The following is an 18,359-nucleotide window of genomic DNA, read 5'->3' on the forward strand; positions in this document are numbered from 1 at the left end:
CTTTTATTCCATTGTCTCCTTTGTTGCTACGAAATCAAAGTCTAGGGCAACTTGTACCCCATCTTTCAATTCCAGTTCACCGTCGTCATCCACTACGACCCCCCGTTTTTTTAGCATTTCCTCATTCATTGCGATTTTTTGTCCATCCCATTTCCATGGCTCTGATGTCACGACTCTATTTGTTTTATCAAAACTCAACACATAGATATTAATTCCTGGAACCGTTTCATAGTCGGCCCATAGCGCTTGAGAGGTCAAAATATAGTTGAATTGATACTGTTTCATAATCCCAAACATTTCTGAGATATTGTTATCATCCACACCGGCATACGCCTCATCCAATGCTACGATATACGGCGCATCTTCCCCGGCATTAGTATATTTGGAATAGGTCGCTGAAAACAATGGGATGTAGATGGCCATCGCCCTTTCCCCTCCACTAAGAAGTGCAAGATTATCTTCGTTGAGGGTCTTTTCTTTTTGTCCTTCGATGGTGTACATGATTTTGAACTGATACCACTCTCGATAATCCAACACCTGTTTGAGTGCTTGTTCGAGGTTTTGAACGTCTGAACCACTTAGCAACTTATCTTTAGCTTCATAGATTTTGGACATGAAATGATCACTAAGCGCTTCGATATCCTCATCCTTTAAGGTGTTAAAATCTCTACCCAACAATTCCACTAAACGCAGCGTGGATAGTGAAGCTTGTTTATCGTCTTTAGCGATAGGTTCCCATATTAAGCGTAGATCAATGGAGTTTTTCATATCAGCCATAATCACATTGATGTCATCTTTCCATTTCTTCGCTTTTTTGATTAATTCATTTATTTGTTCCCCTGTCCCTTGAATCATGACATCTTGTATTAAAGCTTCTTCATCTTTACGCAAGAATTGTTTCTGCTCTTCGAGTAGAGCTAGCAAATAATCATGAAATTCAGAAGGATTTATCTTAAAGCCGTCAACAGATAAAGTAATATTCAAACGCTCTCTTTCCCCGACTAACAACTCAACCGAATTACGTTTGTCCTTATCCTCACCAAAATCTTCTTCACTAAAAGTTATGGAGCCATATGGAACTCTAATGGATTGGACCGTATAATTCTCTAGCCCATTGAAACGCGCACGGTTTAAAGCATTCGACATTTTTTCAATGGCACTCTCGATTTTGATAGGTTCTTCATTGGCGTGCTCTTTTGCGTATGCGTATAGGTCCGTAATGCCGTCAACTTTTCTAGCGTGCAGCTCGTTTTCTAAGACTTCTTCTCGAGCCAATAACATTTTAGCTTTATACGCTTCTACATGCTTCAAGTCTTCGATTTTCACTTCTAAGTCTTCCCTTTTACTTTTAACCTCCGCATGTAGTTGGATCTTTTTCGGGATATCTTCTTTTAGTTGATTGATACGATTTCTCGTTATTTCAATTTGTTGCTTAATCCCTTCATAATCCATTTTATTCAATTGTTCTTCTATTTCTTTAATCAAGAGTTCTGCCCTTTTAATCCCTCTTTCCAGTAAGCTGATCTCATCTCGAAGTTGTTCATCCGCTTGTTCTGCTTGTTCAAGATTATCCAGCGCCATTTCTAATTCGATTTTGTTTGTACTGAACGTATGGAGCATATTAGAAAGTTTAATAATCTTATCTCGGCACTCATCTTCAGCAATCTCTAACATCGAAGAAACCGACTCTAATGTTGTTGCTCCCTCCAATGACTGGCAGACCAACGTTCGTTCATTATGCTTTCTGTTAAAGATATCAACCAACTCTTGGTGTAATTTTTTTACTTTTTCTTGCTTAAGAATCTCTTGTTCCTTAAAGCGTTTCTTTATTCTCATTTCATCATAGGCACTCTTGATTTTGTCTAATACAGGCCGTTTATTGTATTCTTCTTGCAGCTGTTTCTTTTTATCTTGAATGGCCGTCTCATTTTCCTTCAAGGCTTTTAATTCATGTTCAGCTTTCTCCAGCATCTCTTCTTTTTGACGAATACTTTCTTCTCTAAATCTCTTTCTAGCTTCTTCACCTATATACGCTGCAAGTGGCTGTTCAACAGCATATCCCTGCAAGAGCCCGTGTTTGTACTTACCATCCTTAGAAATAGAGGTTTCGGCATTCAAATCTTCCATACTAATGCTTAGAAGAACAGATTCTATATCAGCAATCACAATTTCCGTTTTTGGTGGAACAACTTTCAGAATAGACGATAATCCTGAATCCTTATGTTTACCTTGATCCTTATTTGGGATAATAACTGCATCGTTTGCGTTCACTTTTTCCCGATGTTTTTCGGACACAATTAGTGCATCTAACAACCCCATATCTAACAAAGCAGACTCAATCCGTTCTTTTGTTTCCTCAGAAACCCCTTCACGGAAATCAACTGCTTCATAAAAAGGAATAAACGGTATACCTTGTTGTTCAAGTAATGTTCGTTGTTGTTTTGTTTTTTGCCTTCTTGAACGGGGTTCAACTTCTTTCACTTGATGAAGTTCGTCTATTTCTTTCTTTAACGATTCAATGTCGTTCTGTGTGTTAATGATTGCAGCACGATTTTCTGAAAACCGGTCTTCAATCGGCTTTAACAATTTTTCCTTGATTTGTGCTAATTCATGTTCCACCATCTGTGCTGTCATATTATCCACTTCAAATAAATTCTCCACCACATTCATTAAATAACCAATAACACTTTGAGGTATAGTGAATACTTCGTTTTTATGTAACCACAAACGAAATTCGCGTTTGAAGGCTTCTTTTTCTCTTTCGATTACATCAAGGGCTTTGTTGTATTCTTTGGTAGCATCTAAAACTTGAAGATCTATCTCCCGGATATCTGCTTTCTTTTGTTCCATTTTTTCTTTTGCGTTATTTTCATCCGTGAAGAGCTTTATAATGTGTTTTAATTTTTTGATATGATCATTCAAACGGTTTAACCATGAATTGAAGTATTGATTATCTTTTCGACAATCTTCTAAATGTGCTTTAGCCGAAGTAAGATAAGACTCGTTTTCGTGAAATTGGATTTCTTCTCCAACACTCTGAATATCCCTTATTTGTGCTTGAATGGACTTTTCTAATTGATAACTGTTTTCCTCAAATCTTTTAACGTTCCCTTGTATGTGAAATAAGCGTTTATTATTATCTTCTAGCTTATCCTGCTTATCTTGTAATTCTTGTTCTTTTGACGTTTTTTCGGAATCTGCGCTTATCATTCGGTTATTCAAACTGCGTAACTCCGGAGATTCTAGTGTATCTAGTTTGTTCTCCTTAACTGACAATTCAATATTCATGTCTTCAAGCTCGTCATTCGTTCGTATCTCGATAGCTCGTTTTTTGTGCATGTCATCCTGAGTGTTTTTTAATAACTTCGTTGCTTTATCTTTTTCATCTTTTGCTTCTACAAATTTCGTAGAAGCATTACGCAAAGTTGCTTCTAGATATTTTTTGTATTCCAAAGACAGAATTCGCGCTAACTCTAGATCTTGTTCTGTTCTTTCTATCTGACGATTCCTATCGTCGATGTCTTTAATTGTATTGGATATTCTGGAGACAACTTCAAAAGATAATTCAGGCAAGGAATACTTTAGAGCATCGTAGAGTATGGAGGGTTTTAATTCTTTAGAGAGCTTCGGTGAACGGACTTGGATCAACAGGTTTGTTAATTCCTTCAATTGGTCCACGCCGCCAGCGAAGTTAAAAACTACATTGTTTACAGCCGTGGCATATTCCGATTGGCCATCAGTGAATGTCGCATTCGGGCGTTTCTTGAGCTCTTCTCGGAGTTGTTGTTTAGTTTTGGGCTTAAATACTTCAACCCCGTTTTCATTGAAGCCTTCACTTTCAACAAGAGAGAAAAAAGATCCAGGCCTTTCACCTTTGACTATAAAACCCCACGATTCCACCGTTCCATCTGACTTTGATCTTAATCCTAGACCTGTCGTTACTACATCTTTGGTTCTCTCTCTCTCATAAACGATGTAGAGATATGAGATTTTCCCAGGTACGATTTCGTCGTTTACTTTCATATAATCTATCAGTTTCTTTTTGCTTGTGCCAAATGGGTCAATACGAGAAGGGTGTTTATTGCCATCTAACAATAGCGGGATAATCGATTGCATTGATACAGATTTGCCTTGGCCATTTTCTCCACCAAAAAGAATATTCCCCTTATAGAAGTCATATTCTTCTTGCGTATATACCCAAAAATTGATATACCCTACCGCTGCCGGGATAAAAGGATTTGACCTCTTTTTCATTCATTACCACCACTTTCCATTGCTATATAGTTTTTTAATTCCTCATGGTATTCCCCAATTGTTCTAATGAAAGTGGGGTAAATTGTAATTTCCCAGGTGATATCGTTGTATTCCGCCAACTTCCATTCTCTTGCATACTGAATGACCATGTGTTTATATTCTATAAAACTCCACTGCCTCAATGTGTTAGGCCATGCTAACTCATTTTTTCGTTTTGCTTTCTGTAAGACATCTTCAAATTCTTGGTCAGAGAGCACCCATAATTCCAAGGGTTTTTCTTGCATTACACTCAAGCGATCAGATAATTCTTTAGCCACTTGTGTGACGATATAGGACTCATTATTATAATGAGGATGTTGTTTAAGATGTCGTTTTCTCTCTTTTTTAATAAGGTATATACATTTCAACGAGCGTTCTAACTCGAAACCTGTATGAACTTCTATTGCTTTTTTTATAATTTCGTAATTTCTTTGTCTAGCGATAAATTCGCGTTCTTGTTCTGATAATTCATTGAAAAAGACGACTGGTTCAAAATACAGTTTACGCATTAACGTATGATGTGGATTTCCGGTGTCCAACCCATCCATCAAAAACGCTTCTATGCTTTCAATTTGCTCGATAGGCTTGGAAAAATTTCGAAACATATACCTGATCAAAGAGGTTGTAAAATATAACACTTCCCCGTCCTCGGACTCTTCAAACGATTCGATTTCACCATCTCTTATGTAAACCAGATTCAAGTTTGTGACATATTGAATGGCATTAACAAAACTTTTCCTATCTTGCCTCTTCTTCCAATCAACTAATTGAATGTTATACAAAAATTGTTTTGTCTCTTCAATGATGTCACTTAACAAAAAACCTTCCTCTGGTTGCTTTTTCTCAAGGAACGCCAAAATACTCATTAAAAACATATAATCTATTTCGTCTCTAAATTCTTTGATCCCCATCCATTCTCTTGCGTAATAAGGGACCTTTTCCAATTTAGCTTGATCAGAATCTATTTTGAGTTGGTAGCCAAAGTTTTCTGTCACGAAACGACGGATGGTTTTTTCATTATTTAAGATCTCTCTAAATGTATCTGTATCACTACGTCTTTCCACAATAAAATCCTCCATCAAGACCTCTACAGCAGCTTGCAATCCTTCATTAATCGGTCCTGTTTCCATTAATTTTCACCTTCAAATTCCAGAATAATATCAGGACCATATAACACACCATCTGTACAAAGAATGGGCACTCTCTTGTTGTCAGAACGATACGTAACCTTAAACTTAAATCCCATTTCTGTACGGTAATATTTTTTAGCATCTTTTTTACCTTGTCGTTGTTTTACAGATTTATTTAGCCATTTTAATATGGTCTTCCTTTGATGTGGTTTTAAAATTTCCGTATTTGCTAAAACGATTTTTCCGTCTTTGATCAGTCGTTTCACATCTTCTTCTTCTGCTTTTCGACGTTTTATTTTTTCTATCATGATGTATTTTTGTTGCTCGTCATTATTTTGAATTACAGAGTTATTTCGCTCTCTTCGGGGGCCAGTCCGACTCATATTAGGTAAATAAAAAACGCCAATGTTGGTCTTCCAAATATCCTCTCCGTTTATGTATTTTCCATCACTTTGGATTTCAATATCACTTGGAGAAAATAAACTTCGGGAATTGCTTGCTCCCATCACCGCAGCAAATAACTTATGCGCGTTTTCCATAGAGCCACTCTGCTTAAAAAGACCTGCAAGTATCTTATAATCCTGAATCCTACTCGCTGTATTTCTTGCTTCCGAATGTCTTTTAGCGTAGGTAACAATCATTCCGATTGCTTCATTGGTTCTTTCTTCTAATATTTCAATATCACTCATTGAACCGTTCGAACCCAGGAACCACGTCTGTAATTCACGCCACTTTTCCAGCAACGAAACTCGCATTTCATCAGGAGAGTAATCTTCATATAAAAGCGCATTAACTTTATTTTCTTTCAACATCGTATCCACATAATCTTCTATGTGACTATCCGGAATACTCTTAATCATTTCACGTATACTATGCTTATTCCGTTTCAGCTCCATGATATAAGCACCCAGATACTGCATAATATTATCCTTAAATTCTAAAAAAGCCTCCGTATTAAACAAATCCGCTTTTTCAGCTTTTTGAATATGATATAAGTAACTTGAAGCGTTTGTTCTTAATTCTTTATGAACGTCAAAAACACTCGACCAGACTTCCATCATTCTTTCTCTGGATAAGTAGCGAGCTTGAGTATTTTTTAATAATTCTAGTTTGTTAAGCAAAATATTGAACTGGCGACTTTTCAAACCACTTAATAACGATTGATCCGGTTCGTCTAATCTAATTAATAATGTTTCGATTTCAATCCCTGCTTTAGTAAGACGGTAGGTGAAGCGATTTCTATTCCACTCCGCAATCGTCATACCTCTTCCTTTTGTCTTTTCCGTCTCAATGACTTCCCATTTCTCTAAACTTCGCAAAGCCTCTTTCACTCTTGCCTCATCAAAATCTTCGCTATCTATAACGTTTCTTGTTAACAGTTCTTGTATCTCGTCGATTGTCGTACTAGAGTCTTGCCGGTTATGCTTTTCGTATAAAAATCTCGCTATAGCTCTATAAATAGGTGCCCTGGGCTCGGTTAAGTATTTGAATAGTGGTTCTGAATCAAAATTGTAATTTTTCATATTAGACCCCTTGTATTACGTTTTGCTGTACTCATTAGGTACAGAAATGCCCATACCAGATGATATAACCGCCTTCCGTTTGGAAGGTGTTTCCTTATTAAAGGATATGCCCACGCAACGGCTCTGTCAAGTTTTTAACTTATTGTTAATGCATATCTTAACTATACGTTATAATCGTAGTGTAGTATTATAATAAAAAAAGAGTATTTAAGGAGATCGTTACATCATGTCACTAGGTGCACGCATTAGTGAAAAGCGAAAGGAAAAAGGTTTATCGCAGGAAGCGCTCGGAACTTTCACGGGTGTTAGCGCTGCTTTCATCAGCCAAATCGAAAAGGCAAAAAGAAATCCTTCATATGGATTGTTACAAAAAATCAGTAATGAACTTGACGTATCACTTGAATATCTAGTCAGTGGTGATATGCAGGCTAACGAAGACCCAAACACAAAAATGATCACATCTATTTCCCGCTACCTTGACCGCAACCAAAAGAAACAATTGATTGATTACATACATTTTCTCACGGGGACAAAACGATATTTTGATCTCCCATTTTTCGATACTTCCATTGAGTATGCACATTACCTTTTGCGGCATTACCGAATCGAGGAACCACCTATTGAGCCGTTCCAATTAGCTGCACAAATGGGAGTAGAAATTGTGCAATCTCATAACGAATTAGACTATGAAGGTGTTTTACACAAAGGCGGAGAGAAGCCTGTTATCATTTTAAGTCAAGGATATAAACCTCGACAAAAGTTTACGGTTGCGATGATGTTAGGACATTTATGCATTCCATGGCATGTGAAAAGCACATTCTACAGAGAGAAAAATAAGCGATCACTAGATGAGGAAGACATATTTGCAATCGAAGCCAGGGAGTTCGCTGGTGAATTACTAGTTCCTACAGGTTTATTAAAACAGGAATTCAAATCGATTGGACCTGGGATAGATGGTTTTGAGTGGCTCGCTGAGAAGCGATTCGGAAGTTCTATGGAGGTGATCGGCCAGAAGTATCAACAGTCTCACAATAAGACAACTGCTTTTCTAACTTCAAAAGGGATCAACGTCAATAAAAAATACGAAGCTGGATTTCCTTCCCCCCTCGTGGACCAACTTCAAAAGGGATCATTAGCTTTTGAACTTACGAACAACCCACCGAGCTCCAAACAAATAAAAAAAGGATTTGTCCCTACTAATGCATGGGTGAAGAATCCATCAAAACCATTAAATATTTATGAAGAATCATTATTTGATCCTGCATTCGGATTTATTGTTACATTTCTTCAACTTAAATGATGTTGTCTTACTCAATATGCGAATAAATAAACCATCGAGGGGGAGCCTTCAATAAGTAAACGAGATAAAACGTGGGGGACCACTATGGTATTACTATCCTTATCCTTGTAGATAAGTCTGGGTTGAGCTCTGCTGCCCCGCAAACTTGTTTTCGTGACACTAGTCTTACCTTGGCTTCTATAAATAATGTGAATCCATCCTTTGAAGATAAACCTTACATTTACAGGGTCATTTTCATTGAACAAATCCACAAAAAACAAGGAGCAGTTGGCAAATTGGCCAATCGCTCCTTAAGACGCAATATTTTGCAATTGAATATTAATGCATAAATAATCAGATTGTTGAGAAAACACTATTTCTCGTGAGAAGAAGAATTTCTGATTTCAAGTTGGCTTCCAGATTTAGACTAGCAATGTCTAGAAATCAAGGGTCTTCGCGCCTCGATTTTGCTTCCTTACCCAATTGAATTAAACGACTGAATACGAATAGAATCGGACGAGTTATGAGCTCAGCTACTTTGGGACTCACAATGCTTTGTCCGATTAACGCTTCAAGTTCGGCGAGACCATTATCCATCAAGTCACGGAGCATATCTTCTTCCGAATAGGAAATAAAAGATCCCGTGATTTGGGACTGAATTTTCCCCATGTTAGTAATAAATGAAAGTAGTGCATCCCTATACTCTTCAATAAGTTCAACCGTTACGTGACTTTTCCCCTTTAAAATCTGCTCAATACAACGAAATAAATTTGCTAATTGGGCATCCGGTCCAAGCGCTATTTGAGATAGCTGTACTAGTTCCTTTGCAAAATCATCTATTACCATAACACGATCGACCTGAACTGACAGGGGAAATGAATCAGCGAACGTCAAGAACAATGGTTCTAGTATTCCTCCAAGAGATGGCTCGCCTACAAACAATAACTGAAAGGGTCCTTCATATTCATTCGATAAAATTACCCAACGATTTATTTGACCCAGAATTACAAGCCTCGCCAGAATTTGTTTATTTGCGGGTAGATAATGCACTTCTACCGCATTATAATCAGGGTTATTCTTAGAGTAGGCAGCTACAACGTCAACGACGATAGAATGAGTTTGAACGGCAAAAGAGCTCCAATCGCCAATTCCATATCGACTAAAGTCCAGTACATCCTTGAATATATGCTCCCTAAATTTTGGGTCATAGAGGGCCATACACTTTAGAATAGTATGAATGGTTGAGCGCATTTCTAAGGAGGGATCAATTGAATCATGTAACTGCACAGATCCTGCTAGTTCTGTATGAATTTCTGCTTGGCGTACAGAAATATTTATCTGTTGTATCTCATCTTCTCTTAGGCTTCGCCCCAACTTCAAAGGAAGCTGATCATTTAAGAGACGGCGCAAGGTCGCTTTATTTGGAGCTTTGCCCTTGTAATATAGCTTTCCATCCTCAATATGTAAATTTAATGAAGGTGTAACCTCTGGCTGGGCTCCCGGCCGAATAACTATCTTCTCTTTAGTCTTAATAGTGGGCGCATCTTTGTGTCGTTCGCCTTTTAGAGACCATACATTCATTTGGTACTTCGTATAAGGGAGAAATGCCTTATCAACCTCTGGTGCAAATGCAGCGTTGCAAACGTCGCAGATCAAAGAACCCGTCTTATGCTTACCTGTCCAATTTGAATTAAAAATATGCTCTTTGTTTTTAGCCGGAAGGTGGCCTCCACAATAAAAACAAGTTTCCCATCTCTGTGGAGTTGGAATAGAGTACTTATGATCAATCACAGAAAGTTCCTCCCATCACTTAGAGAATAATATATAGTTAAATTTAAATTCACCGACTCGCAGAAGCAAATATAGAATTATCCTTCTTGGGACTGCTCGCGTTGCTCGAGCTATCGTCCTTACTTTCAAATCCGGATGAGTTACCAGCATTCTAGCGCTAAAATGATCGGAGGTAATAAAGTATTGAATGTGAATGGGAGCAAGAGGTCGCACCACTAACCGTCTCCATAGGAGGCCGATTGTACTAAGGTTGAACCTCGTCCAGATAAGCATACAGGAACGCGAACTGCAGTTGCTCGATCCGCGCGCCATACTTGCGCGCGACACGATTTTATACACCATTATAAATGATGTTCCTTTTCTTGAATAACAGAACTTATTCAGTCCTTTTATCTCGGTTTTGAACTAGGAATGGACGGATTCCCAATCTTAGTTCATAACCGAAAATTTTAATTTTATTATTTACAACGGTTTAAGTTATACTAAACAATTAAGGCTCTAAATAATAGTAGTTTAAATATTCAGCACTTACTTTATCTCCATCTAAAATAAACTCTGTACAAGAGCCCAGTAGTTCATAATCTACTTCTGTCTCAAATGACTCTACTTTCGAAATCAACTCATCTAAACGGAGAATACCATCATCTTGTGCATATATATTGATAAGCAAAAGCATCATGTAGACAGTAACTAAATGCTTATTGCCATGATGGTACTGAACCCTTTTATCCAACATAATATAATGAATATCTACATTATTTGATTTTTCTACAACACGCTGATCGTAATCAAAAATATAATCGATATTTTCTTTACGCCTTAAAAATTTTTCGTGTGTTGGTAGCTGCTTTTTAAATACTTTATTAAAGATACGCTGTATATTTAAGTAGTTTTCAGTTGGATTATAAACATTCTCCTGCCACTTACACTCAATTATTAGAAGAACATTCTTATCTAAATCATATAAAGCTAAATCGATTTCACTTCCATCTAGACTTTGTTGATGAGCAACCTTTTGATAATCCTTCTCCATCGAAATAACGATATTAGGGAACTTTTCCGCTCGGTCGGCTACCCACTGAACAATGGTATGAGCAATTGTATTGTTTCTATTGGTAATTTCTATTTTTTTATAATAATGCCCATTTGGAATATTAAAGTGCCAATCATTCAATAAAAATGAACTTGGAATAAAGTAAATTTTTTCATTATGAAGGATCAATGGGAACTCTTGCAATGTTCCTTCATTATCCGTTGGAAACGTAAAGTATTCAATAAACAGCTTAAGTTGTTCGATGGGAATTCTTATCGCTTTATATGTGATTTCAATAAATTCTGATTGCGTATAAGAAAAAACTAAACTATCCTTTTTAATACCGATCCCCGGTATGCGATTAAATTTACTGAATAATTGAAATTGGCATATTGAATATAAAAATCCAATAAATCTCCTGAGATTGGATAAATTTTCAATATAAGCACTGGTGATATTTCCACCCATTTTCGAAAAATCTTTATCTACTCTTGTTATACAGAGCTCTATAAAATCTTTATCCTTTCCCAATGCAATCTTTCGTAACTGTTGTAAATCACGTGTTTGAAGATATCGACTAACTTTTTCTGCTGCAATTTTATCTTTCGCCATCCCTTCTCTATCATGAAGTCCATTCCCATAAATAGCTGAATCGATCATAGTATGCATGATAGCAGGTCTAATAATCTGTATAACATCACTATTCATGTCAATATCATACTTACCATATGAGTTCATATCATTTAATCTTATTATGTATTGATAGTCATCCCATATATCTTTTATTTGAGGATAAACATTTTTGAAAAGTTGATATTCTGTATTATTAAATTCATAAGACTGATTTTGACTTACACTAAATTTAGCAATCTGTCTAATAAACCAACTAATTGCGTATCTCTCATCTTCGATCCAACTAAGGTTGCCACCTTGATTCAATTCAAAACAGCGTTCCTCAAGACGGATTAGAGGATAAACCAACATGAATCCTATATTACTCTTGTACTTTAGACAATACGATGAAATAAATGATTGAATTCGTCCCTCTATATCTGAAATTAACTTTTGTCGAAAATCATACTCTTTCTGCAGCTGAATATCTGATTTCAATCACTTCAACTCCATTTTCTTTAAGTTCACCTTATCGTCATTATTTAAGAACATTATTGATGTCATCAATTAGCTTTGTTAACCGTTCTCTTTCTACTTCTGTAAGATCGTTCGCACTATTTTTTCTGGTCCAATTAACAAATGCCTTCGCAAGCCTATACTTGGAAAAATCGCTAATAATACTTGAAAATAAATCAATAATTGGTCTAGTTACTTGTGTTTGTGCAGTATTTGAAGTATCCATACCATATTCATCCAGTAAGCGGATAATTCTTATGATGCAGCCATTGGGCTGCAATAAGCGGCTCTAACTCTGAAAGAAATCGATCGGTCATTGTTTTCTTTCCCTCCATCGCGAATTGATTGCCACAACCGAATCAATTGCTGATCCTATTTATTGTGATAGTTCAATTTGACTTGAGGTGCGTTTCCGTTGCTTATTCTGTTTATCGATGGCTTTACATTCCTTACAACCTGTCCACCTTGATGTTCTACGAACCACCATATTTCGCCATTCATGGTTTCTTGCACATTTCCACCATATATTTTTGTTCGAACCCGGCAATATGGTTTCAGGCGTTAGGTCAGGAAATTCGATAGCATTCTTTTCATGGTTCCATTCCTTTGCGATTTCAGGATACAACGTAGCCAAACACGTTTCAATTGTTGCTTTCTTCCCGCTGCAATAAGGGCAAATATCGCCACGTATGGTTCGGTTACAAATCGCAGCAGGCCATTTATGTTTTTTTGCACACTTCCACCATACCGTTTCGTTGGATTTCGGTAAAAAATCCTGTGGTTGTTTGCCATTGTTCTTTTCGTAGTTCCATTCAGTAGCAATATCAGGATATAAGGCAACTAAACTGTAATTATCTGTAGTCACTTTTTTCGTACAAGCAGGACACGAATCACCTTTGGTTCGATTATATACGAATGCATCCCACTCATAAGAACAGGTTTGGCATAACCACCACAGCCTCTTGTTTGACCCTTTTTTTACTTCATGAGGTAGTAGAGGTAAATTTAGGACAGAGTGCCACTCTTGGGCGACATGGGGATGGGTGACTGTAATATTATCTTCAGGTGTAGCCACTTTTCCCGCGCAGACAGGACACCCTGCCCCTTGATGTCGTGAAGCAATCACCGCTTCCCACCGGTGACCCAATTGGCATCTCCACCATGCCTTATCCGTCATCCCTACGGTGACATCCAAGGTTGTCAATTCTCCGTTTAATTCTTGATCCCATTCTGCAGCAAGTGGAGGGTTCGCATTTGCTAAGATGCGAGGACCAGTTTTTAATCGCTTTACATAGTGAGTACTTTGATTACAGAATGAACAACCTTGACTCATGTGCCGAGCGATGATGGTGCTTTGAAATACATGATCACCATGTTCCGTACACTTCCACCACACCACTACTTTGTCGTGAGGATAGACTTGATCCGGTCTTAAGGTTCCGTTCTTCGTGTGATGCCATATTTTCGCAATTTTGGGATTCACATAAGCGAGTGATTGCTCCAATTTTATCTTTCGGAAATACTGGATCACCTCACCTGCTTGCTCATGTAAATCACTGCTTTCGAACTCTTGGATTTTCTTGATTTGTTCTTCACTTAACTGATGACGTTCAGCTATACACTGGAATATTTGAATGAGTACTTCCTTTAAGGAAGAATAATAACGTGTCGTGTCGTGTTCGAACACAATGGAACCATGAGGTTCAATCACAGGAAGGTTCGGGACACGAATCCGAATCAATTGATACATATCTTTGATTTTTTCATTCTTTTCCTCATCTTTATCAGCAATATCCGCATGATGTGGACCGTCATATTCCAATGCAAAATCGACTTCTGGGATCGGAACATCAATTTCGTACTTTTTCCCATCCGCAACTACCTTCAGTCGATGAAGGGTACTTGGGAATATTCTCTTCATGTTATAATAAAAGATTTGCTCGGCATGAGAGGATTGGCTTGCTCCATTACATTTCGGGCAATTGGTTCCTTTTTGAAAATCCGAACCTACCCGCATCTTTACTTTCGTAGACCAAGAGTGTTCGCAATCTCGGCATATCCATTGAGCTATATAACTAGAGCCAGATGATACTTCGAATGGACTTTTCCTCCCGTTTCCTTTCTCATCCCACTCTTCTGCAATCCACGGAAATAAGGCCCCGAATGATTCCTCAGGTAACACTTTCTTCCCGTCACAGTAAGGGCATCCAACTCCTTGATTGTGTCTTGAACTAATTAAGGCATTCCATTCGTGACGAGTGTCCTTATTGCATTGCCACCATGCCCTCAAATTCGTTCCTGCCACAATATCATAAGGTGTTAAACTTCCGTTCCGTATAGGGTGCCATTCCGATGCTAATATCGGGTTCACCGCAGCTAAACAAGTATCGGGAGCCACTTCTTTATTTGCACAAATGCGACACCCATCATTTCTCCGATGGCGGTTGAAGATCATCGCTTCCCACCGATGCCCACATACGTCTGACTTCCACCATACCTTTTTGTGAGAACAGGCCCCATAATTAAACGGAGTTTTCCCTCCGTTATTTTCATGATCCCATTCTTTCGCTATCTCAGGATTAACGACTCCTAGACTTTTGGAGGGGGCAATTTTTCTTGATTTTCTTTTCTTCATTTATTGCTCCTCTCGATCTCCTCGAAACGTTTTCCCTGCATCAATTGGACATGCCAATCCTTTCAATCCCTAGAAAAAATGGTGGATTCGTACACATGACCAGTTCGTCCTAACTGGAGTAATTTTACTATCCTCAGTGAGCAAATTGTTAGGTGATTATGTAAGGAGCAAAGTACTCAAGTTCTTTGCCTCACACTACAAATTATACAGAATTTTCTATCAAAAGGGACGAAGCTATAGTAAAATAATACTATTGCTTGATGTTTTAGAGGAGGACTGACGATGGGGACAATATTAACAGAAGTAGAACAATGGCTTTCACAACGACCGCGTTGGCTGCAACACGCAGCACATCTTCTTATGCAAAATAACAATTTACTTACCGAAGACAATTATCGAGAACTAGTGTTATTGTGCAAAGTTGAAGCACGACTGATAGACTCTGAAGTAAAGCCCCGAAGTATTATAGCAGGCAGCCTCTCCGCAAAGGAAAGTTCATTACATCTAAGACTTGATGCTATAAATAGTATCAAGGGGATTAGTGCCCTTAATCCCAGAAATCCTTTAAAATTTCAGAGCCCCCTTTCAATTGTATATGGTCAAAACGGTTCCGGCAAATCAAGCTATGTACGCTTGCTAAAACATATATCTGGAGCTAAAAAGCCCGGAAAGCTAATGGGGAATGTTTATGCCCAAGAACAACAGCCTCAGGACTGTTCTTTAGCCATTACAAAAGATGGTACAAACCATGAGATTAACTGGACACCCGATCAAGGGGCTCTCAATGAACTACGCACATTCCAACTATACGATACAGATTGTGCTAATGTATACGTTAATGATGAAAACGAAGTCGCTTACGAACCGTGGATACTGTTGTTTTTCAGCCAACTGACGGAAGCTTGTTTAAAAGTAGGCCAAGCTCTTAAACAAGAAATGGAGATTATATCATTAACAAAGCTTATTCCTCTTGAGGGCAGTTCTGGTACAAAAGCTGTTTTGTGGCTTAATTAAGATTAAGGATACAACTTCTAGTAAAGAAATAGAGGATAACTGTTCATGGACGGAAGCAGATGAAGTTACGCTTAGCACTAAAAGACAACAACTGGCCGAGACAGATCCCATTGAAAAAATGAAGCAGTTTAGGACTACTGCGCAAAGTATTAAGAAACTACAAAGCATTCTTACAGACATTAGGGACTTTCTGACTGATGATTCGTGTACTAAGATAATAGATGCTAAATTAGACTACACGATAAAAAAGAAAGCTGCTGAAGAAGATGCCAAGAGTGTTTTTGAAGGACTTCCTCTTGATGGCGTAGGATCTGATAGTTGGAAATTGCTTTGGGAGCAAGCAAGGGCTTTCTCTGAGCAACTCGCATACCCTGAACAATCATTTCCATACATAGAGACTGACTCTAATTGTGTACTTTGCCAGCAACCACTTTCACCTGAAGCACAAGGAAGGCTAAGTAGTTTTGAAGCCTTTGTTAAAGATTCGCTCAACAAACAAGCACAAGCTGCAGAGTCACATTACAATACATTGTTAAAAGCAATTAAAGAAATACCGTCTGAGTCAACACTAGCACTTCATTTTAACTCAATAGGGATTACATCAGATGAAGAAAAACAAGCCATTCTCGAATACTGCATTATCTTAAAAAAGAGAAGCGAGAGCTTGAATGGTGCGACTTCACTTGACCAACTTGCGATCTTACCACAAGTAGACTTGTTGAAGTCTTTTGATGAAGCGGCGGCTGCGAAAGAACAACAGGCTGCTGACTACGAAAAATTAGCTGAAACAGAAAACAGAGACGAATTGAAGAAAAGCGTAATTGAGCTTGAAGCTCGAAGATGGCTTCACCAAAATAAGTCTGTCATTGTGGAAAATGTAGAAATGCTAGGAAAAACAAAAAAGTATAAAGCGGCTATTACATTGACTAGTACGCAATCGTTATCGACCAAGAAATCGTCACTGTCGAACGAATTAATTACTGCCGAGTACATAAAAAGATTTCAAAAGGAGTTACAAGGTCTAGGAGGCTCTAGAGTCAATGTTGAATTGACTAAAACTAGGGCTGAACGAGGGCATATTTATCATCAGGTGAAACTTAGAAATTGCCCTCCACATATTCGAACTTCTGAAGTGTTGAGCGAAGGAGAATTCCGAATAGTGTCTCTTGCCGGATTTCTTGCTGATGTTGAAGGTGGCTCAGATAGTTCACCTTTTATTTTCGACGATCCTATATCGTCATTAGATCAACTGTTTGAGGAGGCAACTGTAAAAAGAATTGCTAAATTGAGCTTATCCAGACAAGTGATTGTCTTTACTCATCGTCTCTCTTTCCTAACTTTACTTGAAGATGCGGCTAATGAAATGGGCATTGATTGCGGTGTTACATGGCTCAGGGCGGAATCTTGGGGAGCTGGTGAACCTGGAGCTACGCCTGTATTTGCTAAGAAACCGGACAAGGCGTTTCGGTGCTTCCTGCGAGCAGACGCATCAGGATCAATTAGAACTCCCGTTGTTCAACGAAGCCGAAAAAATGATTACAGCACCTGCTGGTGAAGAGCCGATGTGGTTTAGAAAAGGAAATAGATTTAGGTTGTTAATGCAATGTCTCCTGTTTGTTCATCCGATGATTGCATACAACAAGGACAATCAAGTTCAGCTTCTAAGCAAAAACGATGAATTATTTGGGAGGCCATTAACGAATACTCGCGTTCAGGCTTCACATATGCGTATAGAATATCCCGCTCCTCAATCAACTCTTCCATTACGCTTGTATTTTCGGGGTCAGCTATCCATTTCGTCATACATCTTCTTACTCTTTTGATTTGAGCTGTAATAAGCGTTGCAATACTCAGTCGATCTTTAAACAGTTCCTTCCGGTCCAAGCCATATGTAATGATGGATGTGTAACCTTTATCACTTCTTGGATATATATGACCCTCATCAGAATACTCAAGATGATTTTTGGGGACATCGACGCAAGGATTAAGAAGTAGCGGTACTTCCTTATCCAAGTACTTATGATTCTCATGATGACTTATTCTCATGTTATCGTCCGCTAATGGAAATAAATTTCCTTTACCTCGGAGAACTTTAACTTCGGGGGAATCACCTCCAATAATATATTGATAAATAACGCTATTACAATTATGACAAGAAGGTAGTAAGTTTTCCCACTCCCAAGCAAGCCAGTAATAACCTGTCCGACGTATAGCTCCGCCTCTCTCTTGCAGAACTTTAGCCTTAGGTCTAAAATGCTCGATTTCCATCAAACCAGTTCCTTTGGGTAATGATTCGCAGTACGCGCATTTACTATGAAACATAGTATCTAGCTTTTGTCTAACATCGTCTTCATCATATTTAAGAAACTTGTGTATACTTTCAGAATTACCTTTTTCTTCACCTGCCTCTGCAAGAGAAGCAAAGTAATCGGAATAGACATTAATGGCCTCTGTCAATCTACCTCCAAGAGAACACTCCTTTACCAAAGTTGCTGGTATCTCAGTTGATCTTACAACCTTCAACATAGGGTCC

The 18,359-nt window shown here is 38.1% G+C and carries 10 protein-coding genes; 3 read left to right on the forward strand and 7 right to left on the reverse strand.

What is annotated here, in order from left to right:
- Positions 1–3 precede the first annotated feature (3 nt).
- Genes K0T92_RS06105 through K0T92_RS06115 form a run of 3 tightly spaced genes read right to left on the reverse strand, consistent with a single transcriptional unit; the run spans position 4 to position 6,946 of the window.
- Entirely contained in the window at positions 4–4,254 is a 4,251-nt protein-coding gene (locus K0T92_RS06105; RefSeq protein ID WP_219871531.1) for a TIGR02680 family protein, read from the reverse strand.
- On the reverse strand, positions 4,251–5,423 hold the full coding sequence (locus K0T92_RS06110; protein ID WP_219871532.1) for a TIGR02678 family protein: 1,173 nt from the start codon (positions 5,421–5,423) through the stop codon (positions 4,251–4,253). The genes K0T92_RS06105 and K0T92_RS06110 overlap by 4 nt, the downstream gene beginning before the upstream one ends.
- A complete protein-coding gene (locus K0T92_RS06115) occupies positions 5,423–6,946 on the reverse strand; it encodes a TIGR02677 family protein (protein WP_219871533.1) in 1,524 nt (507 codons plus the stop codon). Before K0T92_RS06115 ends, K0T92_RS06110 begins: the two co-directional genes overlap by 1 nt.
- A gap of 226 nt (positions 6,947–7,172) precedes the next feature.
- On the opposite strand from K0T92_RS06115, the gene K0T92_RS06120 reads away from it, so the two are divergent.
- A complete protein-coding gene (locus K0T92_RS06120) occupies positions 7,173–8,246 on the forward strand; it encodes a helix-turn-helix domain-containing protein (protein WP_219871534.1) in 1,074 nt (357 codons plus the stop codon).
- A gap of 423 nt (positions 8,247–8,669) precedes the next feature.
- Here K0T92_RS06120 and K0T92_RS06125 read toward each other — a convergent pair whose 3' ends face one another.
- From K0T92_RS06125 to K0T92_RS06135, 3 genes are all read right to left on the reverse strand, one after another.
- Positions 8,670–10,016, reverse strand: a complete 1,347-nt coding sequence (locus K0T92_RS06125; protein ID WP_219871535.1) for a hypothetical protein — start codon at positions 10,014–10,016, stop codon at positions 8,670–8,672.
- A 490-nt stretch (positions 10,017–10,506) separates the two neighbouring features.
- On the reverse strand, positions 10,507–12,159 hold the full coding sequence (locus K0T92_RS06130) for a hypothetical protein (RefSeq protein WP_219871536.1): 1,653 nt from the start codon (positions 12,157–12,159) through the stop codon (positions 10,507–10,509).
- A 394-nt stretch (positions 12,160–12,553) separates the two neighbouring features.
- Positions 12,554–14,812, reverse strand: coding sequence for a zinc-ribbon domain-containing protein (locus tag K0T92_RS06135; protein WP_219871537.1), 2,259 nt, complete (start codon positions 14,810–14,812; stop codon positions 12,554–12,556).
- Between the two features lie 282 nt (positions 14,813–15,094).
- Here K0T92_RS06135 and K0T92_RS06140 point away from each other — a divergent pair, with 282 nt between their 5' ends.
- Together K0T92_RS06140 and K0T92_RS06145 are read left to right on the forward strand one after the other, a co-directional pair.
- Positions 15,095–15,826 carry a hypothetical protein gene (locus K0T92_RS06140; protein ID WP_219871538.1) on the forward strand — a complete coding sequence of 244 codons (732 nt, stop codon included), beginning with the start codon at positions 15,095–15,097 and terminating at the stop codon, positions 15,824–15,826.
- Positions 15,783–17,381 carry an AAA family ATPase gene (locus tag K0T92_RS06145; protein WP_219871539.1) on the forward strand — a complete coding sequence of 533 codons (1,599 nt, stop codon included), beginning with the start codon at positions 15,783–15,785 and terminating at the stop codon, positions 17,379–17,381. Before K0T92_RS06140 ends, K0T92_RS06145 begins: the two co-directional genes overlap by 44 nt.
- Before the next feature lie 32 nt (positions 17,382–17,413).
- On the opposite strand, the gene K0T92_RS06150 is transcribed toward K0T92_RS06145, so the two are convergent.
- The gene (locus K0T92_RS06150) at positions 17,414–18,352 is read right to left on the reverse strand and encodes an HNH endonuclease family protein (RefSeq protein WP_219871540.1); all 939 of its coding nucleotides are present in this window, start codon (positions 18,350–18,352) and stop codon (positions 17,414–17,416) included.
- Positions 18,353–18,359 lie beyond the last annotated feature (7 nt).

This window comes from Paenibacillus oenotherae, assembly GCF_019443105.1.
Lineage (GTDB): Bacteria > Bacillota > Bacilli > Paenibacillales > Paenibacillaceae > Paenibacillus_Z > Paenibacillus_Z oenotherae.